Below are 25,907 nucleotides of genomic sequence, written 5' to 3'. Positions count from 1 at the left end.
CCACCATGGTCGACGTGCTGGAGACAGCCGCCACCTCGACCTCGGCGCCCGCGACCCGGGCGCCGAGGCGGGGGGCGGGCCTGACCCCCTACCTCTTCCTGCTGCCGTACGTGGTGCTGTTCGTGACCTTCACCCTCGTGCCCGCGGGCTACGGGTTGTGGATCAGCCTGCACGACTGGGACTACCTGCTGGCCGGCAAGCCGTTCGTGGGCCTGGACAACTACCAGGCCCTGTTCGACAGCGCGTCGCCGGTCTTCGACTTCTTCTGGCAGAGCATGCAGGCCACCGCGATCTTCACGGTGTTCAGCGTGCCGCTGCTGGTCACCGTCCCGCTGGCCATCGCGCTGCTGCTGAACCGCTCGTTCAAGGGCCGCACGTTCTTCCGCGCGGTCTACTTCGCGCCGTACGTGCTGGGCGTGGCGGTCATCGGCGTGCTGTGGCGCTTCCTGCTGGACCCCAACCTGGGCGCGGTCAACGCGCTGCTCGGCGCGGTCGGGCTGCCGGACGACACCGCCTGGACCACCGGGCTGCCCTGGGCGTGGATCTCGCTGGTCGGCGTCACGGTCTGGTGGACGCTGGGTTTCAACGCGGTCATCTACCTCGCCGGGCTACAGGACATCCCGCGTGAGCTGTACGACGCGGCCAAGGTGGACGGCGCCGGCCGGTGGGCCGAGTTCCGCAGCGTGACCCTGCCCGGGCTGCGGCCGGTGCTGCTGTTCATCGTGATCAACACGATCCTGGCCTCCAGCAACATGTTCGGCCAGGCGTACCTGATCACCCAGGGCGCGCCGGGCGTGGAGACCCGCACGGCGATCATGTACATCGCCGAGGAGGGCCTGCGCAGCTACCGGATGGGCAGCGCGGCCGCGATGAGCTACCTGCTGACCCTGGCCCTGCTGCTGGTCAGCATGATCACTTTCCGCCTGTTCCGGACGAAGGACTGACGTCATGGGCCGCATGCGCGGTGTCGCCTGGTATTCCCTGCTCGGGCTGCTCAGCCTGGTCTTCATCGCCCCGGTGGTGTGGATGCTCACCACCAGCTTCAAGAGCGCGGACGAGGCGACCCGGGTGCCGCCGACGATCCTGCCCGAGAACCCGACCACCGGCGCGTACGACACGTTGTTCACCGGCGACTCGCAGACGCCGGTGCTGCGCTGGTTCCTCAACAGCCTGATCGCCGCGAGCGGGCAGGCGCTGCTGGTGCTCGTCGTCGCCTCGATGGCCGCCTACGCGCTGGCCCGGATGGAGTTCCGCGGCAAGCGGATCGTCTTCGCGCTGATCATCGCGACGCTGTTCGTGCCGATCTTCACGCTGATCATCCCCAACTTCCTCATCATCGACCGGCTGGGCTGGCTGGACAGCCTCATGGCGCTGATCGTGCCCGGCGCGGCCAGCGCCTTCGGGGTGTTCTTCCTGCGGCAGTTCTTCCTGGGCCTGCCCCGGGAGCTGGAGGAGGCGGCGCTGCTGGAGGGGGCCAACTCGTGGCAGATCTTCACCAAGGTGATCCTGCCGCTGTCCAAGCCGGCCCTGGCCACGCTCGCGGTGATCAGCTTCCTGACCAACTGGAACGACTTCATCTGGCCGGTCTACACGCTGTTCAGCCCGCAGAACTTCACGCTGCCGCCGGGGCTGGGCACGCTGCAGGGCGCCTACAACATCAACTATCCCGTGATCATGGCCGGCGCGGCGCTGGCCAGCATCCCGGCGCTGATCCTGTTCATGGTCAGCCAGCGCTACATCATCGAGGGTGTCTCCCGGTCCGGCCTGAAGGGCTGATCTCATGCGACGGTGCACGGCCGCGCTCGCCGCGGCGCTACTCCTGCTCACCCCCGGCGCGGCGCAGGCCGCGCCGCAGCGACAGACCTACACCAACCCCGTCTCGGCGTCCTTCGCGGACACCTTCGCCGACCCGATGGTCGTGCGCGGCGACGACGGCTTCTGGTACGCGTACGGCACCACCGACCCGCTGCGCGAGGGCGAGAAGGTGGCGCACCTGATCCCGACGGCCCGTTCGAGCGACCTGGTCTCGTGGACCTACGTGGGCGACGCGTTCGCCGCCGGTCAGCGCCCCGCGTTCGCCGCGGACAACGCCGCCTACTGGGCTCCCGACGTGCGGCGCATGGGCGACAAGTGGGTCATGTACGTGACCGTCACCGAGACCCGGGACGGCCCGGGCCGGTCGGCGATCGGGGCGGCCACCGCGCCGAGCCCGGCCGGGCCGTGGACGTTCGCCGACGAGCCGGTGGTCGCGCCCCGGCCCAGCGGCGACGGCGGCTGGCTGTGGACCTTCGACCCGGCCCAGCTCACCACCCCCGACGGCACCCGCTACCTGTACTACGGCAGCTACTTCGGCGGCATCTGGGTCAGCGAGCTGTCCCCGGACGGCCTGCACGTCACGGGGGCCGCGACCCGGGTGGCGATCGACAACAAGTTCGAGGGCGCGTACGTCGTCCGGCGCGACGGCTGGTACTACCTGTTCGCCTCGTCGGCCAACTGCTGCGCGGGCCCGACCACCGGCTACTCGGTGTCGGTGGGACGCTCGCGGGACCCGCGCGGGCCGTTCACCGACCGCGACGGCCTGCGGCTGGACGTCTCCCGCGCCGGCGGCACCCCGGTCGTCGCGCCCAACGGCAACAAGTGGGTCGGCACCGGCCACAACGGCCTGGTCACCGACCTGGCCGGGCAGGACTGGCTCGCGTACCACGCGATCGACCGGGCCGACCCGTACCTGGACGAGCCGTTCGGGATCAACGAGCGGCCGATGCTGCTGGACCGCCTGGACTGGATCGGCGGCTGGCCGACCGTGCGGGCCGGCGCCTGGGCGTCGTCGCGGCCGGTGGCGGCGCCGGTGACCCGTACTCCCCTGCAGGACACCTTCGAGACCCTGTCGCAGTGGCGGGTGGCCGACGGGCACTGGACCGTCGCCGACGGCCGGCTGCGCGGCCACGGCACGCTGCTGGCCCGCTCGCCGCAGCGAGCGGACCTGCGCGCGGAGGTCGATCTCCGCGGCCCGGCCGGCCTGAGGATCGGCGCCACGACGGTACGGGTCTCGCCGGGCGCCCTGCTCGTCGGCTCGCACCGGGTCGCGCTGCCGGCCGGGTTCGATGCCGCGGCCTGGCACCACCTGACCGTGGACGTGCGCGACGGCCGGCTCACCGCCACGCTGGACGACACGGTTTCCGGAGCCACCCGGGTGCCCCGCGGCGCGCACGTCGTCGGTCTCACCGCATCGGCGGCGGCCGAGCTGGACAACGTCAGCGTGGGCCCGCTGGCCGAACCGGTCCGCCGGGCGGCCGCCGTGCCCGAGCCCGGCCGGGTGCTGGCCGCGTACTCCGACGAGTTCACCGGCTCGGCGCTGGACCCGGCCTGGACCTTCGTGCGGCCCGATCCCGCGGCGACCGTGAGCGGCGGCGCGTTGCGGTGGCCGGTGCAGAACGCCGACCTGACCGGGGCGTCCAACAACGCGGGCGTGCTGCTGCGCGACGCGCCGGACGGCCGCTGGATCGCCGAGACGAAGCTGACGCTGGCCCTGGGCGAGGACTCGGTGCGCAACTACCAGCAGGCCGGGCTCATCGCGTACGCCGGGGACGACGAGTTCGCGCGGCTGTCCGCCGTGGCCATCTGGAACACCCGCCAGGTCGAGTTCGGCCACGAGATCCCGTACGCCGGCGCCACCTCGTACGGCGGCACCATCGTGGGCGCCCCCGGCCTGACCACCACCTGGCTGCGGCTGGCGCACCGGGTCGACGAGGTCAACGGCGAGCACGAGTACCGGGCCGGGATCAGCCGCGACGGCCGGACCTGGACCTGGGGCGGGGTGTGGACGCTGCCCGCGGACTCGCACCCGCGGATCGGGTTGATCGCCCACGGCGGCGCCGAGCCGGCCGTCACCGCGGCCTTCGACTACCTGCGGTTCCGCCGGTGGTGAGACGCCTGATCAGCATCCTGTCCATCGGAATGCTCGCCGCCGGATGCGGCGGCGGCAGCACCAAGGAGCCGGCCGTGGCCCAGAGCACCTTCACCAACCCGGTGTACCGGGAGAACTTCCCCGACCCCGGGGTCATCCTCGACAACGGCACCTGGTTCGCCTACGGCACCAACAACACCAGCCAGAACGTGCCGGTGCTGACCTCGACCGACCTGGTCGCCTGGACCCCGGCCGGGGACGCGCTGCCCGAGGTGGGCAAGTGGGCCGAGCGGGGCAACACCTGGGCGCCGGAGGTCGTCGCCGCCGACGGGGGCTACCTGCTCTACTACACGGCCCGGTCGACGGCGGCGAACCTGCAGTGCGTCGGCGTCGCCCGCGCCGAGTCACCGCAGGGGCCGTTCGTGGACGGCGCGGCTCAGCCGCTGATCTGCCAGGCCGACCAGGGCGGTTCGATCGACGCCAGCCCGTACGTCGACGAGGACGGCACGCTCTGGCTGCACTGGAAGAACGACGGCAACCACATCGGCGAGCCGACCCACCTCTACGGCAGCCGGCTGAGCAGGGACGGCCTGTCGCTGGAGGGTGAGCCGAAGCGGCTGCTGACCAACGACGCGGCCTGGGAGGACCACGTCATCGAGGCGCCGCAACTGGTCCGTCACGACGGGAAGCTCTACCTGTTCTACTCGGCCAACGCGTTCGACCGGGACGTCTACGCCGTGGGCTACGCCGAGTGCGACGGGCCGCTCGGGCCGTGCCGCAAGGCCGCCGAGAACCCGATCCTGCGCTCGACGCCGGCGGCCGCCGGACCGGGGCACAGCTTCCTGGTCACGACGCCGGCTGGAGAGACGTGGCTGCTCTACCACGCGTGGCCGCCGGACGCGGTGGGCAGCGTCGCGCCGGGCCGGCAGTTGTGGCTGGACCGGGTCGACTGGGTGGACGGGCGGCCGGTGGTCCGGGGCCCGAACGCCGAGCCGCAGCCCGTGCCGCGCTGACCCCGGGCGGGCCGCACCGGGCCGGCCGGCCGTGATGACGCCGGTCAGCCCGGTTCGGCCGGTCAGCTGGGCCGGCCGATCGGCCCGGCCAGCCGATCGGCTCGGCCCGGCCGGTTCGGCCGGTCAGCGGTCGGAGTCGTCGCCCTGGGTCGCCCGGTCGAGGCCGTCGGAGATCGCCCCGGTGAGGTCGTCGGACGGCACGGCGATGCGCTCGGCGTCGACGTCGTCGGCGGACTCCCGGTGCCGCTCGGGCTGGGGCGCGGTGGCGCCGCCGGCGAAGCCGAACTCGTTCGGCTCGTTGGTCTCGGATTCCACAGTCATGACCGGATCCATACCCGCTGCCGGACCGCTGACACTCCCGGCGCGTCAGGCCAGCCGGGCCGCTCCCGGGCCGGGCACGGCCGACCACGCCGTAGGGGCGGTGTAGCCGTGCTCGGCGTACGCCCGCTCCACCGCCGCCGTGGTCTCGTCGGCGCGGTCCGCGTCGATCAGGGCCAGCACGCACCCGCCGAAGCCGCCACCGGTCATCCGGGCCCCGTACGCGCCCGCCGCCAGCGCCGCCTCGACCGCGACATCCACCTGGCCGACCGTGATCTCGAAGTCGTCGCGCATCGAGGCGTGCGACGCCGTCATCAGCGGGCCGATCTGCCGGATCCGGCCGGCGCGCAGCAGCTCCACCGTGTCGAGCACCCGCTGGTTCTCGGTGACGATGTGCTGCACCCGGCGGCGCATCACCTCGTCGTCGAGCCGGGCCAGCGCCGCCTCCAGCCCGGCCGGCGTGACGTCGCGCAGGGCCGGCACGCCCAGGATGCGGGCCGCCTCCTCGCACGCCTTGCGGCGGGCGCCGTACTCGCCGTCGACGTGCTGGTGCGGCGCGTTGCTGTTGACGATGAGGATGGCCAGGCCGGCGGCGGCCAGGTCGAACGGGATCTGCTCGACCTGCAACGAGCGGCAGTCCAGGAACAGGGCCCGTCCTTCGGTGCAGCGGATCGAGGCGGACTGGTCCATGATCCCGGTCGGCGCGCCCACGTAGACGTTCTCGGCCCGCTGGGCCAGCGCGGGCCGGTCGGCCACCGGCAGGTCGAGCCCGCCCAGCTCGACCAGCGCGGTCAGCGCGGCCGACTCCAGCGCGGCCGAGGACGAGACCCCGGCGCCCACGGGCACGTCGGAGGCGAAGGCGATCCGGGCCGGTGGCACCTCGAAGCCGGCCTCCCGCAGCGCCCACACGACGCCGGCGACGTAGCCCGCCCAGCCCTCGACCCCGCCGGGCTCGGTGTCGGTGAAGGTGACGGCGCCCTCGGCGAAGGTCGAACAGACCGTCCAGCCCGGGCCGTCGGCCGGGGCGGCCGCCGCCACCACGTGCTGCGGCAGCGCGAAGGGCAGCACGAAGCCGTCGTTGTAGTCGGTGTGCTCGCCGATCAGGTTCACCCGGCCGGGCGCCGCCCACAGTCCCTCGGGTTCGGTGCCGTAGGCGTCCCGGAACGCCCCGGCGGCGGAGGTGGCAACAGTCATGTCCATGATCAGATCACGCGACGTGGCTGCGGTAGAACGCCCAGGCGTCGCCGATCATGTCGGCCAGCGTGTTCTTCTCGGGCACCCAGCCGAGCTCGTCGCGGGCCCGCTGCGACGAGGCGACCAGCGTGGCCGGGTCGCCGTCGCGGCGCGGCGCGACCTCGACGGGCAGCTCGGCCCCGGTGACCTCGCGGGCCGCCTCGGCGACCTGCCGGTTGGAGAAGCCGTTGCCGTTGCCCAGGTTGTAGATCTTGTGCTCGCCGGGGGTGGCCGCCTCGAGCGCGAGCAGGTGGGCGCGGGCCAGATCCTGCACGTGGATGTAGTCGCGCACGCAGGTGCCGTCGACGGTGGGGTAGTCGTCGCCGAACAGCTGGAGCTTCTCCCGCCGGCCCGCGGCGACCTGCAGCGCGATCGGGATCAGGTGGGTCTCCGGGTCGTGCCGCTCGCCGATGGCGGTGCCGTCCGGGCGGATGAGCGCCCCGGCCACGTTGAAGTACCGCAGCGAGACCGCGGCCAGCCGGTGCGCGAAGGTCTCGGAGGTGAGCGCGTAGTCGAAGGCCAGCTTGGTGGCGCCGTAGGTGTTCGTCGGGGCCTTGACCGCCGTCTCGGTGATCGGCAGCTCGGTGGGGTTGCCGTAGACCGCGGCGGTGGAGGAGAACACCAGGCGCGGCACCCCGGCGGCCCGGACGGCCTCGAGCAGGGCCAGCGAGCGCACGAGGTTGTGATCCCAGTACAGCTCCGGCTTGCTCATCGACTCGCCGGCGGCGATCAGGCCGGCGAAGTGCACCACCGCGTCGAAGCCGGCGCCGGGGGTCAGCACGCTGCCGGCCTCGGCGATGTCGGCCTGCACGAAGGTGGCGTCGCCGGCGACCGCTTCCCGGAAGCCGGTGCTGAGGTTGTCCAGGATGGTGACCTCGTGTCCGGCGTCGAGCAGCAGCCGGCTGGTGACGCTGCCGATGTAGCCGGCCCCTCCCGTGACGAGCAGTTTCACGTCGTGACCTTTCGTAGCGGATGCTGGACGTGGGCACGCGGTGGCCCGACCGATTTCCCTTCGAGCCTTCCACCAAGAACGCTCATAAGTCAACACGATCAAACATCAGACTATCCGACGCCGGGCGTTTGACGGAAAGCCCGCCGAAGCTGACACAATGGCGCTCATGTCCGACGCCGACCACCGTCCCCGGGTGCTCTCCGGCATCCAGCCGACCGCCGACTCCTTCCACCTCGGCAACTACCTCGGCGCGGTCCGCAACTGGGTGGCCATGCAGGAGACCGCCGACGCCTTCTACTGCGTCGTGGACCTGCACGCCATCACCATGGGGCACGACCCGGTGGCCCTGCGCAACCGCACCCGCCTGTCGGTCGCGCAGCTGCTCGCCCTGGGCCTGGACCCGGAGCGCTGCACCCTCTTCGTGCAGTCGCACGTGCCCGAGCACGCCCAGCTGGCCTGGGTGCTGAGCTGCATCACCGGCTTCGGCGAGGCCGGCCGGATGGTGCAGTTCAAGGACAAGTCGGCCAAGCAGGGCTCGGACACCACCAGCGTGGGCCTGTTCACCTACCCGATCCTGCAGGCCGCCGACATCCTGCTCTACCAGGCCGACGCCGTGCCGGTGGGCGAGGACCAGCGCCAGCACCTCGAGCTCACCCGCGACCTGGCCCAGCGGTTCAACACCCGCTTCGGCAAGACGTTCACCGTGCCGTCGGCGTACATCGTGCGGGACACGGCGAAGATCACCGACCTGCAGGACCCGACCGCGAAGATGAGCAAGTCAGCGTCCTCGCCGAACGGCATCCTGGAGCTGCTCGAGGAGCCCGCGCGGTCGGCCAAGAAGATCAAGTCCGCGGTCACCGACACCGGCCGGGAGATCCTCTACGACGAGGAGAACAAGCCCGGCATCAGCAACCTGCTGACCATGTACGCGGCGCTGACCCAGCGGACCATAGACGAACTGCTCGAGGAGTACGACGGCCGCGGCTACGGCGACCTCAAGAAGGACCTCGCCGAGGCGTTCGTGGAGTTCGTCAAGCCGGTGCAGGAGCGCACCCGCGCCTACCTCGAGGACCCGGGACACCTGGACAAGATCCTCGCGGTCGGCGCCGACAAGGCCCGGGCCGTCTCCACGGTCACGCTGGCCAACGCGTACCAGCACCTGGGGTTCCTCACCCCGGCGCGCGAGGTCTGACCCGCGTGGCCGAGGGCACGACGCGCATCGGCGTCGCGATCGACATCCCCGAGCCGTGGGGCTCGGCCCTGACCCGGCGCCGGGACGCGGCGGGCGACCCGCAGGCGGCGTACACCCCGGCGCACGTCACCCTGCTCGGGCCCACCGAGATCCGCACCGAGTCGCTGCCGGAGGTCGAGAAGCACCTCGAGGCGGTGGCCTCGGGGCAGCAGCCGTTCACCATCCACCTGCGCGGCACCGGCACGTTCCGGCCGGTCACCGAGGTCGTGTTCGTGACCCTCGCGGTCGGGATCAGCGAGTGCGAGCTGCTGGCCGCCGCGATCACCGCCTCCGAGGCGATCAACCGGGACACCCGGTTCCCGTACCACCCGCACGTCACGGTCGCCCAGGACGTGCCGAGCGACGCCCTGGACGCGGTCTTCGAGGACCTGGCCGGCTTCTCGGCGCGCTTCCCGGTCAGCGGGTTCACCCTCTTCTCGCACGGTGGCGAGGGCCCCTGGCAGCGCCGGCGCGACTATCCGCTCGGCGGCCTGCGTTAACCCGTCCGGCCCGGCGGAAAGCCCGCCCGGGCCTGCGGCGACAGACCCGGCGCCAGTGGGTACGGTCGGCCACGTGAACGCCATCGACCGGGCGTACGCGGCGGCCGAGTCGCGGGTCATGGCTCTGCGCCACCGCTGGAGGTACTTCGACCACCTGTGCCGCGCGTTGCTCCGCTACGAGGAGGTCCTGGGCGGCCGGCTCGCGGCGGCGATCGCCTACTACGGGTTCTTCGCGGTCTTCGCCCTGGCGCTGATCGGCTACTCGATCTTCGGCTTCCTGATCAAGTCCAACAAGCCGCTGTTCCGGGTCGTCCAGGAGTTCCTCGCGCAGAACCTGCCGTTCCTGGACGTGCAGGCGATCCTGGACAGCGGCAAGACCGTCGGCATCGTGGGCATCGTCGGCCTGATCTTCACCGGCATCGGCTGGGTCGAGGCGATCCGCTCCTCGCAGCGGCTGATCTGGCGGCTCAACGAGCAGCCCGGCTACATCGGCGTGCGCCAGGCGGTCGATCTGCTGGTGATGATCGGCATCCTGCTGCTGCTGGCCGTCTCGGTGTTCGCCGTCTACGGGCTGGAGTCGCTGCTGGAGTGGCTGGCCGACGGTCACGTGTCGTTCCTGCGCTCGGCGGTCAGCCTGATCCTCACCGTGGGCATCAACATGCTGCTGGCCGCGGCCCTGCTGGCCGCGGTGCCGCGACTGCGGATGACCGCGCGCCGGATGGCCCCGCCGGTGCTGCAGGTCGGCATCGGCATCACCCTGCTGAACACGGTCGGCCGGTCGTTCGTCGGCCTGGTCGAGCGCAACCCGGCGTACGGGCTGGTCGCCAGCGCCGTCGGCGTGCTGGTCTACCTCTACGTCTTCAACCAGCTGCTGCTGTTCGGCGCGGCCTGGGCGGCCACCAGCCCGCACGGTCGCGTGGTGGACCTGTCGGCTGACGATAAAACTGCCCCGGTGGGGCAAAATACCTGGATTCGGCACGACTGCCCGCGATGATGGGCCCGTGGGCACCCTCGTGACGCTGCACCTGCCGCCTGACTCGCCGGTGGCGAACCTGCCGTGGATCATCACCATCGGCGCGCTGGACGACGAAGAGGAATGGGAGCCGCTGGTCTGCGGGCCGTACGAGCGGCCGCACGCGCTGGCGCTGGCCCAGGCCGTGGTGGCCGACGAGGACCTGATGGCGGTGGTCGAGCCGCTGCTCCCGCTGGCCGACGCCGCGGCCATCCGCGACGAGATCGAGCTGGCCCGCTCCGGTCAGGAGCTGGACACCACCGCGACCGACCTGGACGGCGGGGAGGGACCGCTGCGCACCACGCCGGGCCGGCCGCCGTCGGAGGACGAGGTCCGCGCCGGCTTCGCCCGCATCGCCGCGAAGCTCACCTCCGGCGGCTGACCGTTCGGCCCGGGCATACTCGGGGCGTGGTGCTCTCGCGACGGTGGTCGGCGTTCCTGGTCCTGGTCGGTGTCTGGACGTGGCTCATCTGGCCCCGGTTCGCCCTGGCCATCTGGAAGGACGACCGCTCGTTCGCCGGCGGCGGCCCGACGTCGTTCCTCTGGGTGCACGCCCTGTTGATCGGCGCGTCGCTGGTGATCGGCACGGCGGTCGGCGTGCTGGGCGTACGGGCCTGGCGCGCGGCCGCCCCGGCGCCCCGGCGCGCCGAAGAAAACGCGGCCGCGGGTCCCCTGCGGCCGAAAGATTAACGGCGGGTTACTCCGGTAACCGGGCATTTCCCGCCTCAGCCTCGCTAAAGCGGCGTTCAGGCGGCCGCGCGGTCGCGCCCAGGTAACGGTGCGCCAACAGTCCGGCCCGATCTCCTGACGCCGCCGTGGCCTGCGGCTACGCTCCCGACCTGAGACGCACCGCGAGGTGTCGGTGCGCTGTGGAAGGAGGGCGTCTTGCGCCCAGTACGTGGGAAGCGAATCGTTGCGATTCTCGCGGCGGGTGGGCTCTCGCTCGCCGCCGCTGCCTGTGGCGACGCCCCGGATGAGACCCCGAGCGGCGGCGCGAGCAGCGCCGCGGCGGCATATAAGGCGTGCATGGTCACCGACACCGGTGGCATCGACGACCGGTCGTTCAACGCCTCGGCGTGGGCGGGCATGCAGGCCGCCAAGGAGGCGCAGAGCAACGTCGACCCGAAGTACGTCGCGTCGACGGCCGAGGCCGACTACGAGCCCAACCTGCGGCAGTTCGTCTCGCAGAAGTGCAACTTCATCCTCTCGGTCGGCGGCCTGATGGGCGGCGCCACCGAGAAGGTGGCCAAGGAGAACACGACCCAGCAGTTCGGCATCGTGGACAGCAGCATCGCGGGAGCGACCAACGTCTTCCCGATGCAGTTCGCCACCGAGCAGGCGGCCTTCCTGGCCGGCTACCTGGCCGCGGGCTACTCCAAGACCGGCAAGGTGGCCACCTACGGCGGCCTGAAGATCCCGCCGGTGACCGTCTTCATGGACGGCTTCGCCGACGGCGTGGCGTACTACAACAAGCAGAAGAGCAAGAACGTCCAGGTCCTGGGCTGGGACAAGGCGAAGCAGAACGGCACCTTCGCCGAGAACTTCGGTGACCAGAACAAGGGCAAGACCATCACCAACTCGCAGGTCTCCCAGGGCGCCGACGTCATCATGCCGGTGGCCGGCGGCACGGGCCTGGGCACCGCGGACGTCGCCAAGGCGTCCGGCGGCAAGGTGTCGGTCATCTGGGTCGACCAGGACGGCTGCAAGAGCGCCGAGCAGTACTGCGACGTCTTCCTGACCACGGTGGTCAAGAACATCACCGACGCGGTCGAGACGGCGGTCGCCGACGGCGCGGCCGGCAAGCCCCTCGCGGCGACCCCGGGCTACCTGGGCACGCTCGAGAACAACGGCGTCTCCATCGCGCCGTACAACCAGTTCGACAGCAAGGTCGACGCCGGCCTCAAGGCCGAGGTCGAGAAGCTGAAGGCGGACATCATCGCGGGTACGGTCAAGGTCGAGTCGGCCAACGCCCCCAAGTAGTCCGCGGGCAGCACGTCAACCGGCCGCCGCGCGGCCACGGGTACACCCTGTGGCCTGCGCGGCGGCTCTGCTCGGGCTGCTAACGTCCCTCCGTTGATCACCAGCCCCTCGTCTGCAGGAGATTCCGCTGAGACTCGAACTGCGCGGCATCACCAAGCGCTTCGGCGACCTGGTGGCCAACGACCACATCGACCTGACCGTCGAACCGGGTGAGGTGCACGCCCTGCTCGGTGAGAACGGCGCGGGCAAGTCCACCCTCATGAACCAGCTCTACGGGCTGCTCCAGCCCGACGAGGGCGAGGTGCTCGTCGACGGCGTGGCGCGGACCTTCCGCAGCCCCCGCGACGCCATCGCGGCCGGCATCGGCATGGTGCACCAGCACTTCATGCTGGTCCCGGTCTTCACGGTGGCCGAGAACATCGCCCTGGGCGCGGAGAAGGCCCGCGCCGGCTTCCTGGACCGGCGCCGGGCCCGGCGCGAGGTGCTGGAGGTCTCCGAGCGCTACGGCCTGCCGGTCGACCCCGACGCCCTGGTGGAGAACCTGCCGGTCGGCGCCCAGCAGCGGGTCGAGATCGTCAAGGCCCTGACCCGCGACGTCGACCTGCTCATCCTCGACGAGCCGACCGCGGTGCTCACCCCGCAGGAGACCGGCGAGCTGCTCGAGGTCATGCGCGGGCTCGCCGCCGCCGGCAAGTCCATCGTCTTCATCACCCACAAGCTCAAAGAGGTCAAGGAGATCGCCGACCGGATCACCGTGATCCGCCGCGGGCGCACCGTCAGCTCCGTCCCGCCGGAGACGCCCGAGGAGGAGCTGGCCTCGCTGATGGTCGGGCGCGCGGTCAACCTCGAGATCACCAAGGCGCCGGCCGAGCCGGGCCGAGAGGTCCTCAAGATCTCCGGCCTGATCGTCGACGACGACCGCGGCGTGCGCGCGGTGGACGGCGTCGACCTGGTCGTCCGGGCCGGTGAGGTGCTCGGTGTCGCGGGCGTGCAGGGCAACGGCCAGACCGAGCTGGTGGAGGCCGTGATGGGCCTGCGCGAGCCGCGGGCCGGCACGATCCAGGTCGACAACGAGGACCTGATCGGCATGACCACCAAGCACATCCTGCGCTCCGGGGTCGGCTACGTGCCCGAGGACCGCAGCCACGACGGGGTGGTCAAGGAGTTCACCGTCGCCGAGAACCTGGTGCTCGACCAGTACGACCGGGCCCCGTACGGCAACGCGTGGCGGCTCAACCCGGCGGCGGTGGCCACGGCGGCGCGCGAGCGGGTGGAGCAGTTCGACATCCGTACCTCCTCGCCGGACGCCACGGTCAGCACGCTCTCCGGCGGCAACCAGCAGAAGGTCGTGGTGGCCCGGGAGCTGTCCCGGCCGCTGCGGCTGTTCATCGCCGCGCAGCCGACCCGCGGCGTGGACGTCGGCTCGATCGAGTTCATCCACGGCCGGATCGTGCGCGAGCGCGACGTGGGCACCGCGGTGCTGGTCGTCTCCAGCGAGCTGGACGAGGTGGCGGGGCTGGCCGACCGGATCGCCGTCATGTATCGCGGGCGGATCCTGGCGATCGTCTCGCCGGACACCCCGCGCGAGGAGATCGGCCTGCTGATGGCCGGCATCACGGAGCCCACGGCCGCGCCGGCGACGCCGGCCGACGGCGGGGATCCGGCGAGCGAGGGACCGGCGGGCGACGACGCGGACGACGACGTGGACGGCCACGGGGTCGCGGAGAAGGGGATCAAGTGACCACCGACGAACCGGCCGGCACACCGCGCGAGCCGGCCGACGAGCCGGCCGCGGAACCGGCCGCCGCCATCTCCCTGCAGGACAAGCCGGCCGCGCCGACGGCCGGGGAGAAGCCCGACAACGGCGACTCCTTCATGAGCGTCTTCCTGCGCAACCTGTGGTCGGCCAACACGGTCACGGTGACGGTGCTCTCCGTCCTGCTGGCCATGGTCATCGGCGCGATCCTGATCATCGTGTCCGACCCGGCGGTGCTGGACACCTTCTCGTACCTCACGGCCCGCCCGGGCGACGCGCTGAACGCCAGCTGGACCGTGGTCAGCAACGCGTACGCCGACCTGTTCAAGGGCGCCATCATCGATCCGGCCGCCGTCACCGCCTGGGCCAACGGCACCGGCACCTGGCGCCAGGTGGTCTTCCCGATCTCCGAGACGCTGACGTACGCGGCCCCGCTGGTCTTCACCGGTCTCTCGGTGGCGCTGGCCTTCCGCGGCGGCCTGTTCAACATCGGCGGCCAGGGCCAGGCGGTGGTCGGCACGATCTGCGCCGCGCTGGCCGGCTTCCTGCTGCCGCTGCCCCCGGTGATCCACCTGATCGCCGCGCTCGCCGCCGGCCTGCTCGGCGGCGCGCTGTGGGGCTTCGTGCCGGGCATCCTCAAGGCCCGCACCGGCGCCCACGAGGTCATCGTCACGATCATGCTCAACTACACGGCCAACCTGTTCCTGAGCTGGCTGATCCTGCAGAAGGGCATCCAGCAGAGCGGGCGCAGCGACGCGATCAGCGAGCCGGTCGACTCCTCGGCGCAGCTGCCGGCCGTCGGCGGCGAGGTCCGGGTCAACCTGGGCATCGTGCTCGCCGTGCTGGTCACCGCCGCGGTCGCCTGGCTGCTCAACCGGTCGGCGTTCGGCTTCGAGCTGCGCGCCGTCGGGGCCAACCCGCCCGCCGCCCGCACCGCCGGGATCAGCGTGGCCCGCACGTACACCCTGCTCATGGTCACCGCCGGTGGCCTCGCCGGGCTCGGCGGCGCCACCCAGGTGCTGGGCACCGCGCACGCCCTGACCACCCAGGTGGCCGGCAACATCGGCTTCGACGGCCTGCTCGTCGCCCTGCTCGGCCGCAACCGGCCGTGGGGCACGCTGGCCGCCGCGATCCTGTTCGGCGCGCTGCGCGCCGGCGGCAACCGGATGCAGTCGTTCTCGAGCATCTCCCTGGAGCTGGTGACCGTGCTCCAGGCCCTGATCGTCATCTTCATCGCCGCGCCGGCCCTGGTGAAGGCGATCTTCCACCTGCGAGCCGCCCGCTCGGCGCGGCTCGGCGCATCGATGGCGAAGGGCTGGTGACCCCGATGTCGACGACTGAGCAGTCCGAAAGCCAGCCGAGCCCGACGACGGCGACGGCGGCGAACCCGACACCGACCACGGCCCCGGCCCGGTTCTGGGACCGGCAGCGCCGGCTCGGGGTCGGCGTGGTCCTGATCGGCCTGATCGCGACCGTGGTCTTCGGGCCGCTCGCGCCCTCGAAGACCGCGCGGTTCACCCTCAGCGAGGACGCCGCGGGGGCGGCGCTGTCCATCAACGGCCAGCTCGGCACGATCCTGTTCGGGCTGGTGGCCGTGGTCGCCGGCGGGGTGCTGCTGGCCGGGCTGGCCCGCCGCTTCCAGACCACCGTGCTGAGCCTGGGCATCCTCGGCTTCGTCCTGTCGTTCCTGTGCTGGCAGGTGGCGGGCAAGTTCCTGCCGCTGGTCGACACGGCGAGCGGCACGCTGCAGCTCGCCGTACCGCTGGTGCTCGGCGCCCTGGCCGGCGTGCTCGGCGAACGCTCCGGCGTGGTCAACGTGGCCATCGAGGGGCAGTTCCTGATGGGCGCGTTCGGCGCGGCGCTGGTCGGCACCATGGCCACCAGCGTCTGGCTGGGGCTGTTCAGCGCGGCGATCGGCGGCGTGCTGATCGCGGCGATCCTGGCCGTGCTGGCGATCCGCTACCTGGTCGACCAGGTGGTGGTCGGCATCGTGCTCAACCTGCTCGCGCTGGGCATGACCGGCTTCCTCTACGAGCGCCTGATGCAGACCGACGCGCAGTCGTACAACCAGCCGCCGCGGATGCCCGAGTGGCGCATCCCCGGGCTGGCCGACATCCCGGTCGTCGGCCCGGTGCTGTTCGACACCAACCTGCTGGTCTGGCTGGCCCTCATCCTGGTGTTCGTGATCCACTTCGCGCTCACCCGGACCCGCTGGGGCCTGCGGACCCGCGCGGTCGGCGAGCACCCCACGGCGGCGGACACGGTCGGCATCCGGGTACGCGGCCTGCGCTACCTCAACGTGCTGCTGGGCGGCGTGATCGCGGGCGCCGGCGGCGCGTACTTCACGCTGGTGGCCACGGGCAGCTTCAACAAGAACATGACCGCGGGCGCCGGCTTCATCGCGCTGGCGGCGCTGATCTTCGGGCGCTGGACGCCGTTCGGGGCGCTCGGGGCGGCGCTGTTCTTCGGCTTCGCGCAGAAGCTGGCCACGTACCTGAGCGTGGCGGGCAGCTCGGTGCCGAGTCAGTTCCTGAACATGCTGCCGTACCTGGCGACGATCATCGCGGTCGCCGGCCTGGTCGGCCGGGTGCGGGCGCCGGCCGCCGACGGGCAGCCCTACATCAAGAGCTGACCGGCCGTTCAGGGGAGCCGCGACCGGCCGGAACGGCGGTGGGGCAGAATCGGCGGCATGGAGATCGACTGGGCCTCGCTGCGGGCCGCCGCCATCGAGGCCATGCGCCGGGCCTACGCCCCCTACTCCGACTTCCCGGTCGGCGTGGCCGGCCTGGTCGACGACGGCCGGGTCGTGGTGGGCTGCAACGTGGAGAACGCCTCGTACGGTGTGGGCCTGTGCGCCGAGTGCGGCCTGGTCAGCTCGCTGCACGCCACCGGCGGGGGCCGGCTGGTGGCGGTCTCGTGCGTCGACGCCAACGGCCTGCCGTTGATGCCGTGCGGGCGCTGTCGCCAGCTGCTCTACGAGCACGGCGGCGCGGAGTGCCTGGTCGAGGCGCTGCCCCGGCCGCTGCGGATGGCCGAGCTGCTCCCGAACGCGTTCGGGCCCGACGACATCGAGAAGGTCACCGGCCCGTCCGCGGTGCCGGCGGTGCCCGCCCAGCTCGCCAAGTGGCGCGGGCGCGGAACCGTCTTCGTGCACCCGGACCTGTCCGGCGGCGAGCAGGTCTGGACCGGCTACTGGGAGCGGTCGGCCGGCAGCCCGGGCGAGGCCGAGGCGGAGAAGGGCGTCCTCGAGGAGGGCCCCAACTTCCCGACTGCCGCGGCCGCGGTGACCTGGGGGCTCACCCGGACGCCCCGGGTCGTGGTCGTCGACGCCGAGGGCGGTCTGTCCTGGGCCGGCGAGGGAGAACCGCCGGAAGGCATCGGCACCAAGTGGGCACAGGCATGACCGATTGCACCGAACTGCACCGGGCGGGCGTCGCGGACGGCCGTGCCGGTGAGGGCCATGAGGGCATGCCGAAGAAGGCACACGCATGACCGATTGCACCGAACTGCACCGGGCGGGCGTCGCGGACGGCCGTGCCGGTGAGGGCCATGAGGGCATGCCGAGAGGGGCACAGCATGAGTGAGTTCGCGGCTGTCGACGTGATCCGGACCAAGCGCGACGGCGGGGTGCTCTCCGACGCGGCGATCGACTGGGTGGTGGACGCGTACACCCGGGGCGCCGTCGCCGACGAGCAGATGTCCGCGCTGGCCATGGCCATCCTGCTGCGCGGGATGACGCCCGCCGAGATCGCCCGGTGGACCGCGGCGATGATCGCCAGCGGCGAGCGCCTGGACCTGTCGGCCGTCACCCGGCCGACCGTGGACAAGCACTCCACCGGCGGCGTCGGCGACAAGATCACGTTGCCGCTCACCCCGCTGGTGGCCGCCTGCGGCGCCGCCGTGCCGCAGCTCTCCGGGCGCGGCTTGGGGCACACCGGCGGCACCCTCGACAAGCTGGAGTCGATTCCCGGCTGGCGGGCCGCGCTGAGCAACGACGAGTTCGTCCGCCAGCTGCGCGACGTCGGCGCGGTCATCTGCGCGGCCGGCGACCAGCTCGCCCCGGCCGACCGCAAGCTGTACGCCCTGCGCGACGTCACCGGCACTGTCGAGGCCATCCCGCTGATCGCCAGCTCGATCATGAGCAAGAAGATCGCCGAGGGCACCGGGGCGCTGGTGCTGGACGTCAAGGTCGGCACCGGCGCGTTCATGAAGGACGCCGACATGGCCCGCGAGCTGGCCCGGACCATGGTCGAGCTGGGCACCGCGCACGGCGTCCGGACGGTCGCCCTGCTCACCGACATGAACACCCCGCTGGGCCTCGCGGTCGGCAACGCCATCGAGGTGCAGGAGTCGCTGGACGTGCTGGCCGGCGGCGGCCCCGCCGACGTGGTCGAGCTGACGCTGGCCCTGGCCCGGGAGATGCTCGCCGCGGCCGGACTCGACACCGACCCGGCGCAGGTGCTCGCGTCCGGCGCGGCGATGGACTCCTGGAAGGCGATGATCCGCGCCCAGGGCGGCGACCCCGACGCCCCGCTGCCCACCGCCCGGGAGACCGAGGTGCTGCGTGCGACCGCCGACGGCGTGGTGGCCGGCATCGACGCCATGGACGTGGGCCTGGCGGCCTGGCGGCTGGGCGCGGGCCGGGCCCGCAAGGAGGACCCGGTCAGCTTCGGCGCCGGGGTGCTGCTCAAGGTGCGGCCGGGCGACACCGTCCGGGCCGGCGACGTGCTGCTCGAGCTGCGGACCGACGAGGCCGCGCGGATCCCGGCGGCGCTGGCGACCGCCGGCGGCGCTGTACGGATCGCGCCGGACGCGCCCACCGCCGCGCCGCTGCTGATCGACCGCATAGCCTGATTCCTCATGAAGGCCGCCCCCGACCCCCGAGCGGTGCGCGACGCCAGCCTGGACGAGCTCGAACGGCTCGGCCTGCCGCTGCCGCCGCCCGCGTTCCCGCTGGTCTGGGAGCCGGGTGACGGTGTCGAGCTGCGCGCGACGGCGGAGATCGAGGCCCGGGCGGCGGTGCTGCACGTGGTCGTGGCCTGCTGCTTCGGCATGCCCACCGAGACGGCGATGAGCTGGCTGCTCAGCTCGCACCTGGTGGATTTCGTCACACCGCCGGAGTGGCAGTTCGTGGCCGGCGGCAAGGGTGACCACCGCTCCTTCGTGCTGCACCACGACGCGGTGTTCGCGCTGGCCTGGCTGCTCGGGCTGAGCCGGCACCTGGACCCGACGGAGCCCCCCGAGGACCGGATGATGCAGCAGATGCCGGACCTGCCGGGCGGCGAGCTGTTCGACCGGTGGCGGTCGCGGTCGCTGGTCGCCCCGCGCGACCCGGTCGAGGCGGCCGTGCTGCTGGACCTCTACTACTGCCTGGACTGGGCCTTCCAGGAGGCCGAGCGGAGCGGGGCGCCGGCGCCGGGCCAGATGGACAGCAACGCCATCGGGCAGCGCCGGTGGGCGCTGGAGTGGGCGGTGGTCTTCACCGGGCCGTACCACGAGGAGCCGCCGGAGTGGGAAGAGGTCGATCTCTCGGTCTGACGGCCTCTCGGTCTGACGGCTACGCCGGGCGGTAGACCGTCAGGTCGATCGCGGCGGTCGCGGTGATGTCGGCGGCCCGGAGCCGGTCCGGCGCGACGTGGCGGGCGCTCGGCGTCATGCCGATCAGCGTGCGCGCCGCCGCCGCCGTCAGGTGCAGGGTGCGGCGGTGGGTGGTGGTCCCGTCGGCCCGCCACTGATCGCCCAGCGTGTCGGCCACCCGGCCGGCCTTGGCCGGGTCGACGCGCAGCAGGCCGTGGGTCCGCACGAGCTCCTTCAGATGGTCCGGGGCCGGGGTGACCACCAGGAGCACCCCGTCGGGGCGCAGGATGCGGTGGAACTCCGGGCCGTTGCGGGGGGCGAAGACGTTCAGCAGTACGGCGACCGAGGCGTCGGCCAGGGGCAGGGGGCGCCACAGGTCGGCCAGGGCCGCGCCGGCCCGGGGGTGGCAGCGGGCGGCGCGGCGCAGGGCCGGCTTCGACACGTCGATGCCCAGGCCGGGGGCGGCCGGGCGGGCGTCCAGGACGCGCGCCAGGTAGCTGCCGGTGCCCGTGCCGGCGTCGAGGACCAGGCCGTCGTCCGGCCGTACCGTTTCGGCCAGCGCCGCCGCGATGAAGTCGTAGTGGCCTTCCGCCAGGAAGGCCGCCCGATCGGCGATCATCTCGGCCGAGTCGCCGGGATGGGGCGACCGGCCCGCCGACAGGTTGACGTAGCCCTGCCGCGCGATGTCGAAACTGTGCCCCTGCCGGCAGCGGAGTGCCTGCTCGCCGCCCCGGTCCAGCCCCTGGCCGCACACCGGGCACCGCAGGTACGGCAATGCTCCGTCGATCATCCGCTGCTTCCCTCTAGCATCTGTTGATGGTCGCCATCACCCACGCCGACATCGTCAACGCCCCGAAGGCCCTGCTGCACGACCACCTCGACGGTGGGTTGCGGCCCGCCACGATCGTGGAGCTCGCCGCCGCGATCGGGCACGAGTTGCCCGAGACCGACCCGGCCCGGCTGGGCGACTGGTTCGTCGCCGCGGCCGACTCCGGTTCGCTGGAACGCTACCTGGAGACGTTCGCGCACACCGTCGCGGTGATGCAGACCGAGGAGGGGCTGCACCGGGTCGCCCGGGAGTGCGCGCTGGACCTGGCCGCCGACGGTGTCGTCTACGCCGAGGTCCGGTACGCCCCCGAGCAGCACCTGGAGCGCGGCCTCAGCCTGGACGCGGTGGTGGACGCGGTGCACGCCGGGTTCCGCGACGGCTGCGCCGAGGCCGCCGCGCAGGGCCACCGGATCCGGATCGGCACGCTGCTGACCGCGATGCGCCACGCCGCCCGCTCGCAGGAGATCGCCGAGCTGGCGGTCCGCTACCGGGACCTCGGGGTGGTCGGCTTCGACATCGCCGGCGCCGAGGCGGGCTTCCCGCCCACCCGGCACCTGGACGCCTTCGAGTACCTGCAGCGGGAGAACTTCCACTTCACCATCCACGCCGGCGAGGCCTTCGGGCTGCCGTCGATCTGGCAGGCCATCCAGTGGTGCGGGGCCGACCGGCTGGGACACGGCGTGCGGATCGTCGACGACATCACCGGCGACAAGCTGGGCCGGCTCGCGTCGTACGTACGGGACAAGCGGATCCCGCTGGAGCTGTGCCCGTCGTCGAACGTGCAGACCGGGGCGGCGCCCTCGATCGCCGAGCACCCCATCGGGCTGCTGCACGATCTGCGCTTCCGGGTCACGGTCAACACCGACAACCGGCTCATGAGCGGCACGTCGATGTCGCGCGAGATGGAGCTGCTGGTGGGCGCGTTCGGCTGGGGCTGGAGTGAGCTGCAGTGGCTGACGATCAACGCGATGAAGTCGGCGTTCATCCCGTACGACGAGCGGCTGGCCGTCATCACCGACGTCATCAAGCCGGCCTATGCCAAGTTGTTGACCTAAAGTCTGTTTTGATTGGTCATTGGCGACACGTCCGTACTTTCGTCTCCCGAAACTGGCGATTCGGTCAGCCGCCTCATCCTTTCGGACAGTTTGCTGTCTCAAACACTGCACAATCCGGCATCTTGCCTTGCCGTCCCGTGCCGTGCGAGCAATCGTCTGTGCTGCCGCGATCGAGCTGGATCGGGTGCGATCGGCGCGTACGGGGACCCCGTGGCGCCGGTCGAGGCGAGTGACTTTAAGAGAAGCCCCCTTATACGAGCAGTGATGACCAGCCGGCGATGTCCAACTCTTCGGACGCAACATCGCATCACACAATCGGTCCGGGTCAGGCTGCTCTTTCTCTTTGACACTCGTCGTGATGGAATCTCGGGGGCCCGACCCGGTGAGTCGGCCGTGTGCGGTGCCCGGTGATCCGATGGCCGGGTCCGAATCAGGAGGACGGTGACGTGAGCAAGCGCCCCAAGACGGCGAACGCTGTCATGTCGCGTCTCCGCCGGCCGGCCGGCCGGCTGCGGGATCTGCCGATCTGGTCGAAGCTCGGGCTCATCATGCTCGTGCCCACCCTGGCGACCGTCGTCGTCGGCACCAGCGGCCTGATCGACCACATCAACGAGGCCAGTGACGCCGAGCGCGCCCGCACCCTGTCGGTGCTGTCGCAGGCCGCTGGTGGTCTTGTCGATCACCTGCAGAACGAACGTGCCTACGGCGTGATGATCGCGACAACCAAGGACAAGACCGCCGACCGTGCCGCCGCGGACCTCGCCTACAAGCGTGAGCACCCGAAGGTGGACGCGGCGAAGCTGCCCTACTCGCAGCAGAAGGCGGCGCTCGACGAGGTGCCCGACCAGGTCAACACCCTGCTGCTGCGCCTGGACCGCAACCTGCTGGAGCTGCCCGCGCTGCGCAGCCTCACCGCGAACGCCAAGATCCAGCCGGAGGAGATCGAGGACAAGTACGGGGAACTGATCTCCGACCTCCTCAACGTTCGTGACGCCTCGGCCCAGCTGTCCCAGGACACCACGCTGAGTAACCGACTGCGCGTCGTCGCCACCGTGGCCCGGGCCAAGGAGAACATCGCGCAGCAGCGCGCCGTCGGCCACGAGATCCTCGGCCGGGGTGACTTCATCCCCAGCCTGCGGCGCAAGTTCCTGTTCACCGACGTCGGCTACGCCAACGCCGAGATCTCCTTCAAGCAGGTCGCCACCCCCGAGGACGCGGCGCTCTACGCCCGGGTCGTCAACGGCCCGGCCAAGCGCAACGCCACCAACCTCACGGTTCCGCTGCAGGCGCTGGGCGGCAACAACACCCGGTCCATCCCGTTCAACCGCGATCAGTGGGAAACGGCGATGGTCGGCTACAACGACCTGTTCCGCAGCGTGGAGAACAGGCTCGACAAGCAGATCGTGGAACAGGCCACCGAGATCCGCGACGACGTGCAGACCCGGGTCTTCGTCGAGACCAGCATCCTGCTCGGCCTGCTCCTGCTGGCCATCGTCTTCGCCTGGCTGGTCGCCCGCTCCATGGCCCGCTCGCTGCGGGAGCTGCGCCAGGGCGCGCTCAACGTGGCCCAGTTCGGCCTGCCCCAGGCGGTCGAGCGGCTGCGTGACCCGGCGCTGACCGGCTCGCTGACCCCGGCGCAGGTCGCCGACCAGGTCGCCGAGCCGCTGCCGGTGCGCAGCCGGGACGAGTTCGGGCAGGTGACCGAGGCGTTCAACGCGGTCCACCTCGAGGCGGTCCGCACCGCCGCCGAGCAGGCCGCCCTGCGGGCCTCCGTCTCGACGATGTTCGTCAACCTGGCCCGCCGCTCGCAGATCCTGGTCGACCGGCTGATCGGCCACCTCGACCGCCTCGAGCGTGGCGAGGAGGACCCGGACCGCCTGGCCGAGCTGTTCCAGCTCGACCACCTGGCCACCCGGATGCGCCGCAACGACGAGAACCTCCTGGTCCTCGCCGGCGCCGACTCCACCCGCGTGCAGCGCGAGCCGGCCGCCCTGATCGACGTGCTCCGGGCCGCCCAGTCCGAGGTCGAGCACTACACGCGCATCGAGTTCGGCATGATCGACCGGGACATCGAGGTGTCCGCGCACGCGGTCAACGACATGGTCCACCTGGTCGCCGAGCTCTTCGACAACGCGACCGCGTTCTCCCCGCCGAACTCCCACGTCGTGGTCGAGGCCCGGCGCCTCGGCGACGGCGCGGTGCTCTCGGTCGAGGACCGCGGCATCGGCATCAGCCGCGAGCAGCTGCGCGACCTCAACGAGCGGCTGGCCAGCCCGCCGATGGTGGACGTGGCCGTCTCCCGGATGATGGGCCTGGTCGTGGTCGCCCGCCTGGCCAACCGGCACGGCGTCAAGGTCGAGCTGCGCCCCGCCGACACCGAGCGCGGCACGGTCGCCGACGTCGGCCTGCCGGCCAGCGTGATGGTCTCCGCCTCGGCGGCGGCCCGGCTCCAGCCCGGCGCCAACCCGTACGACATGCCCCCGCGCCAGGCACAGGCGCTCACCGAGCCGCCGCTGGCCCTCGAGAGCGGCAACAGTGGCCGCGGTGGCTACCCCACCGGCCGCCCGTTCGACCCGAACCCGCCGATGCCCTCCGGTGGCATGCTCGGCGCGGGCGGCAACGGCGGCGGCAACCGGTCGGTGCCGGCCTGGTCCGACCTGACCGGCGCCCCGTCGAACGGCTTCGAGCCCGCCGGCAACGGCTTCGGCGGCCCGAGCAACGGCTTCGGTGGCCCGAGCAACGGTTTCGGCGGCGCCAACGGCTACAGCAACGGCTCGGCCGGGGCCAACGGCTTCCACGGCCCGCGCAGCAACGAGCCGATCCCGCCGCTGCCCCAGTCGCCCGCCGGCCCGCAGGGCTTCAGCGGTCCCGACGGGCTGCCGCAGCGCCGCAACGGCGAGACGTACAAGCCCGAGGACACCGGTCCGTACGGCCACACCATCCCGCGTCAGCTCCCGGCCAACCCGGATTCGCAGAACCGTGGCCCGTTCGTGCCGCCGGTCTCCGCGCCGCCGGTGCCGCCGGTCTCGGCGCCGCCGGTTCCGTCCGCCCCGCCGTACGGCGGCCGGCCGGTCTCCGCGCCGCCCGTGTCCGGCCCGCCCACCTCGGCCCCGCCGTACCAGGGTCACCAGCAGCCCGGACAGAACCGGCCCAGCTCGGCGCCCCCCGCGCCGCAGTCGGCCGCCTCGGCCCCGCCCGCGTGGCCGCCGGTTGCCGCGGACCGCGAGTCCGGCAGCAGCGCCCCGCACGTCCCGGAGAGCCTCGCGGCCGCCCTCGACATGACGGCGGAGCTGCCCCGGTACCGCTCCGACCGCGGCGCCGCGGGCTCCCAGCCCCAGGTGGCCCGCCCGACGAACCCGCAGAACGCGACGCCGCAGTCCGAGGCGGAGCGGTCGGCCGCGGCCGCCGCGGCCGCCCACGAGGCAGCGACCGCGCAGGCGGCCGCCGCTCAGGCGACCGCCGCCGCGCAGATCGCCGCGGCGCAGGCCGCCGCCCGTCAGCGCGCGGCCGGTGACTCGCCGGCCCAGTTCGCCGACGAGACGATGGAGCTGCCGATCTTCCGCGAGCTCGAGTCGGCCTGGTTCACCACGGCCCGGCCCAGCGAGCCCGCGAAGCCGGCACCTGCAGCCGCGCCGGCGCCGTCCCGCGACGACAGCGCCGACTCGGTGGTCAGCACCCAGCGCTTCTCCACCGGGGAACCGGCACGTTCGGTGGGGGTGCCCCAGCAGGCCTCCGTGGAGTCCCGCAACAGTGACCGCGAACCGGCTCCGGTCGGTGCGGTCGCGGCCAACGGCAACAGCTCGCTGAACGGCACTGTCTCGAACCCGTGGCAGACTGCCGCGGACGACGGCTGGCAGGCGGCCCGCAAGGCGGCCGAAATGCCCGTCGACACCACGACGACGGCCGGTCTGCCGCGCCGAACGCCGATGGCCCAGCTCGTCCCGGGCGGCGTCGACCGGGCCGAGACCTCCGTCCAACGCCGCACACCCGAGGCGGTACGCGGGCTGCTGTCCGCTTACCATCGCGGGGTGCAGCGGGGTCGCACGAAGGAAAATTCGACCAACCCGGAGGAGACTCCGGGAGGGCAGCAGTCCTCGCAGGCTGGCAAGGAGCATGAGGCATGACAAGTACGCAGGATCTGGGTTGGCTGCTCGCCAACTTCGCCGACCGCGTTCCCGGAGTGGCGCACGCGATCGCGGTTTCCGCCGACGGTCTGCTTCTCGCGGCCTCCAGGGACCTTCCGCGTGACCGCGCCGACCAGCTGGCGGCCATCGCCTCCGGCCTGGTCAGCCTCACTCAGGGCGCCGCCAGGTGCTTCGAGGGTGGTGCGGTGCTCCAGACGGTCGTCGAGATGGACAACGGGTTCCTCTTCCTGATGTCGATCTCCGACGGTTCGTCGTTCGCCGTGCTCGCAGCCCGCAGCTGCGACGTGGGTCAGGTGGGCTACGAGATGGCGCTCCTGGTCGACCGGGTCGGCGAGGCGCTCACGCCCGCGCCGCGGTCCGCGGCCGGAGTTCTCGGCTGAACGGATGGTTCGCCGGCTC

The 25,907-nt window shown here is 72.1% G+C and carries 23 protein-coding genes; 19 read left to right on the top strand and 4 right to left on the bottom strand.

Annotated elements, in window-relative coordinates; translation table 11 throughout:
- Positions 1 to 5 precede the first annotated feature (5 nt).
- From Ani05nite_RS18565 to Ani05nite_RS18550, 4 genes are read left to right on the top strand one after another with little or no spacing between them, the layout of a single operon-like run.
- Positions 6 to 944, top strand: coding sequence for a carbohydrate ABC transporter permease (locus Ani05nite_RS18565; protein ID WP_203769850.1), 939 nt, complete (start codon positions 6 to 8; stop codon positions 942 to 944).
- 4 nt (positions 945 to 948) lie between these two features.
- The gene (locus Ani05nite_RS18560; protein WP_203769849.1) at positions 949 to 1,776 is read left to right on the top strand and encodes a carbohydrate ABC transporter permease; all 828 of its coding nucleotides are present in this window, start codon (positions 949 to 951) and stop codon (positions 1,774 to 1,776) included.
- 4 nt (positions 1,777 to 1,780) lie between these two features.
- The gene (locus tag Ani05nite_RS18555; protein WP_203769848.1) at positions 1,781 to 3,928 is read left to right on the top strand and encodes a family 43 glycosylhydrolase; all 2,148 of its coding nucleotides are present in this window, start codon (positions 1,781 to 1,783) and stop codon (positions 3,926 to 3,928) included.
- Positions 3,922 to 4,920 (top strand): glycoside hydrolase family 43 protein, encoded by a 999-nt coding sequence (locus Ani05nite_RS18550; RefSeq protein WP_239130194.1) that lies wholly within the window; start codon positions 3,922 to 3,924, stop codon positions 4,918 to 4,920. Before Ani05nite_RS18555 ends, Ani05nite_RS18550 begins: the two co-directional genes overlap by 7 nt.
- A 123-nt stretch (positions 4,921 to 5,043) precedes the next feature.
- Here the strand turns inward: Ani05nite_RS18550 and Ani05nite_RS18545 are convergent, their stop codons facing one another.
- The 3 genes from Ani05nite_RS18545 to galE are packed head-to-tail and all read right to left on the bottom strand — an operon-like array spanning position 5,044 to position 7,423.
- Entirely contained in the window at positions 5,044 to 5,241 is a 198-nt protein-coding gene (locus tag Ani05nite_RS18545; RefSeq protein ID WP_203769847.1) for a hypothetical protein, read from the bottom strand.
- 45 nt (positions 5,242 to 5,286) lie between these two features.
- Entirely contained in the window at positions 5,287 to 6,432 is a 1,146-nt protein-coding gene (gene galK / locus Ani05nite_RS18540; protein ID WP_203769846.1) for a galactokinase, read from the bottom strand.
- 13 nt (positions 6,433 to 6,445) lie between these two features.
- On the bottom strand, positions 6,446 to 7,423 hold the full coding sequence (gene galE, locus Ani05nite_RS18535) for a UDP-glucose 4-epimerase GalE (protein ID WP_203769845.1): 978 nt from the start codon (positions 7,421 to 7,423) through the stop codon (positions 6,446 to 6,448).
- Positions 7,424 to 7,589: 166 nt separating this feature from the next.
- Here galE and trpS point away from each other — a divergent pair, with 166 nt between their 5' ends.
- From trpS to Ani05nite_RS18475, 12 genes are all read left to right on the top strand, one after another.
- The gene (gene trpS / locus Ani05nite_RS18530; RefSeq protein ID WP_203769843.1) at positions 7,590 to 8,615 is read left to right on the top strand and encodes a tryptophan--tRNA ligase; all 1,026 of its coding nucleotides are present in this window, start codon (positions 7,590 to 7,592) and stop codon (positions 8,613 to 8,615) included.
- Positions 8,612 to 9,154 carry a 2'-5' RNA ligase family protein gene (locus Ani05nite_RS18525; protein WP_203769937.1) on the top strand — a complete coding sequence of 181 codons (543 nt, stop codon included), beginning with the start codon at positions 8,612 to 8,614 and terminating at the stop codon, positions 9,152 to 9,154. Before trpS ends, Ani05nite_RS18525 begins: the two co-directional genes overlap by 4 nt.
- A gap of 73 nt (positions 9,155 to 9,227) precedes the next feature.
- Positions 9,228 to 10,148 carry a YihY/virulence factor BrkB family protein gene (locus tag Ani05nite_RS18520; RefSeq protein WP_203769841.1) on the top strand — a complete coding sequence of 307 codons (921 nt, stop codon included), beginning with the start codon at positions 9,228 to 9,230 and terminating at the stop codon, positions 10,146 to 10,148.
- Between the two features lie 7 nt (positions 10,149 to 10,155).
- A complete protein-coding gene (locus Ani05nite_RS18515) occupies positions 10,156 to 10,548 on the top strand; it encodes a hypothetical protein (protein WP_203769839.1) in 393 nt (130 codons plus the stop codon).
- Between the two features lie 26 nt (positions 10,549 to 10,574).
- On the top strand, positions 10,575 to 10,856 hold the full coding sequence (locus Ani05nite_RS18510) for an SCO4848 family membrane protein (RefSeq protein ID WP_203769837.1): 282 nt from the start codon (positions 10,575 to 10,577) through the stop codon (positions 10,854 to 10,856).
- 195 nt (positions 10,857 to 11,051) lie between these two features.
- Positions 11,052 to 12,146, top strand: coding sequence for a BMP family lipoprotein (locus tag Ani05nite_RS18505; protein WP_203769835.1), 1,095 nt, complete (start codon positions 11,052 to 11,054; stop codon positions 12,144 to 12,146).
- A gap of 172 nt (positions 12,147 to 12,318) precedes the next feature.
- Positions 12,319 to 13,887, top strand: a complete 1,569-nt coding sequence (locus Ani05nite_RS18500; protein ID WP_307836707.1) for an ABC transporter ATP-binding protein — start codon at positions 12,319 to 12,321, stop codon at positions 13,885 to 13,887.
- The gene (locus Ani05nite_RS18495; protein WP_203769833.1) at positions 13,884 to 15,224 is read left to right on the top strand and encodes an ABC transporter permease; all 1,341 of its coding nucleotides are present in this window, start codon (positions 13,884 to 13,886) and stop codon (positions 15,222 to 15,224) included. The genes Ani05nite_RS18500 and Ani05nite_RS18495 overlap by 4 nt, the downstream gene beginning before the upstream one ends.
- 5 nt (positions 15,225 to 15,229) lie before the next feature.
- Positions 15,230 to 16,534, top strand: coding sequence for an ABC transporter permease (locus Ani05nite_RS18490; protein WP_203769832.1), 1,305 nt, complete (start codon positions 15,230 to 15,232; stop codon positions 16,532 to 16,534).
- A gap of 57 nt (positions 16,535 to 16,591) precedes the next feature.
- The gene (locus tag Ani05nite_RS18485) at positions 16,592 to 17,305 is read left to right on the top strand and encodes a cytidine deaminase (protein ID WP_203769831.1); all 714 of its coding nucleotides are present in this window, start codon (positions 16,592 to 16,594) and stop codon (positions 17,303 to 17,305) included.
- Between the two features lie 173 nt (positions 17,306 to 17,478).
- Positions 17,479 to 18,756 (top strand): thymidine phosphorylase, encoded by a 1,278-nt coding sequence (locus Ani05nite_RS18480; protein ID WP_203769830.1) that lies wholly within the window; start codon positions 17,479 to 17,481, stop codon positions 18,754 to 18,756.
- 6 nt (positions 18,757 to 18,762) lie between these two features.
- Positions 18,763 to 19,440, top strand: coding sequence for a DUF4272 domain-containing protein (locus Ani05nite_RS18475; protein ID WP_203769829.1), 678 nt, complete (start codon positions 18,763 to 18,765; stop codon positions 19,438 to 19,440).
- 19 nt (positions 19,441 to 19,459) lie between these two features.
- Here the strand turns inward: Ani05nite_RS18475 and Ani05nite_RS18470 are convergent, their stop codons facing one another.
- Positions 19,460 to 20,269: a putative RNA methyltransferase gene (locus tag Ani05nite_RS18470; RefSeq protein WP_203769828.1), complete on the bottom strand. Its 810-nt coding sequence runs from the start codon at positions 20,267 to 20,269 to the stop codon at positions 19,460 to 19,462.
- 26 nt (positions 20,270 to 20,295) lie between these two features.
- Between Ani05nite_RS18470 and Ani05nite_RS18465 the strand changes: the two genes are divergently transcribed.
- The 3 genes from Ani05nite_RS18465 (at position 20,296) to Ani05nite_RS18455 (ending at position 25,888) form a co-directional block, all read left to right on the top strand.
- Entirely contained in the window at positions 20,296 to 21,363 is a 1,068-nt protein-coding gene (locus Ani05nite_RS18465; RefSeq protein WP_203769827.1) for an adenosine deaminase, read from the top strand.
- 446 nt (positions 21,364 to 21,809) lie between these two features.
- Positions 21,810 to 25,487: a sensor histidine kinase gene (locus Ani05nite_RS18460; protein ID WP_203769826.1), complete on the top strand. Its 3,678-nt coding sequence runs from the start codon at positions 21,810 to 21,812 to the stop codon at positions 25,485 to 25,487.
- Positions 25,484 to 25,888: a roadblock/LC7 domain-containing protein gene (locus tag Ani05nite_RS18455; protein ID WP_014447580.1), complete on the top strand. Its 405-nt coding sequence runs from the start codon at positions 25,484 to 25,486 to the stop codon at positions 25,886 to 25,888. The genes Ani05nite_RS18460 and Ani05nite_RS18455 overlap by 4 nt, the downstream gene beginning before the upstream one ends.
- Positions 25,889 to 25,907: the final 19 nt, after the last annotated feature.

The organism is Actinoplanes nipponensis, assembly GCF_016862275.1.
GTDB lineage: Bacteria > Actinomycetota > Actinomycetes > Mycobacteriales > Micromonosporaceae > Actinoplanes > Actinoplanes nipponensis.
The sequence above is the reverse complement of the archived record's forward strand: the minus strand, read 5'-3'. Positions and strand labels throughout refer to the sequence as shown.

Excerpts from the sequence above, each read along its gene's own strand:
- Ani05nite_RS18455 (WP_014447580.1), top strand. The coding sequence starts at position 25,484 with ATGACAAGTACGCAGGATCTGGGTTGGCTGCTCGCCAACTTCGCCGAC.
- galK (WP_203769846.1), bottom strand. The coding sequence starts at position 6,432 with ATGACTGTTGCCACCTCCGCCGCCGGGGCGTTCCGGGACGCCTACGGC.
- Ani05nite_RS18485 (WP_203769831.1), top strand. The coding sequence starts at position 16,592 with ATGGAGATCGACTGGGCCTCGCTGCGGGCCGCCGCCATCGAGGCCATG.
- Ani05nite_RS18490 (WP_203769832.1), top strand. The coding sequence starts at position 15,230 with ATGTCGACGACTGAGCAGTCCGAAAGCCAGCCGAGCCCGACGACGGCG.
- trpS (WP_203769843.1), top strand. The coding sequence starts at position 7,590 with ATGTCCGACGCCGACCACCGTCCCCGGGTGCTCTCCGGCATCCAGCCG.
- Ani05nite_RS18565 (WP_203769850.1), top strand. The coding sequence starts at position 6 with ATGGTCGACGTGCTGGAGACAGCCGCCACCTCGACCTCGGCGCCCGCG.
- Ani05nite_RS18560 (WP_203769849.1), top strand. The coding sequence starts at position 949 with ATGGGCCGCATGCGCGGTGTCGCCTGGTATTCCCTGCTCGGGCTGCTC.
- Ani05nite_RS18465 (WP_203769827.1), top strand. The coding sequence starts at position 20,296 with ATGGTCGCCATCACCCACGCCGACATCGTCAACGCCCCGAAGGCCCTG.
- Ani05nite_RS18480 (WP_203769830.1), top strand. The coding sequence starts at position 17,479 with ATGAGTGAGTTCGCGGCTGTCGACGTGATCCGGACCAAGCGCGACGGC.
- Ani05nite_RS18545 (WP_203769847.1), bottom strand. The coding sequence starts at position 5,241 with ATGACTGTGGAATCCGAGACCAACGAGCCGAACGAGTTCGGCTTCGCC.
- Ani05nite_RS18475 (WP_203769829.1), top strand. The coding sequence starts at position 18,763 with ATGAAGGCCGCCCCCGACCCCCGAGCGGTGCGCGACGCCAGCCTGGAC.
- Ani05nite_RS18470 (WP_203769828.1), bottom strand. The coding sequence starts at position 20,269 with ATGATCGACGGAGCATTGCCGTACCTGCGGTGCCCGGTGTGCGGCCAG.
- Ani05nite_RS18555 (WP_203769848.1), top strand. The coding sequence starts at position 1,781 with ATGCGACGGTGCACGGCCGCGCTCGCCGCGGCGCTACTCCTGCTCACC.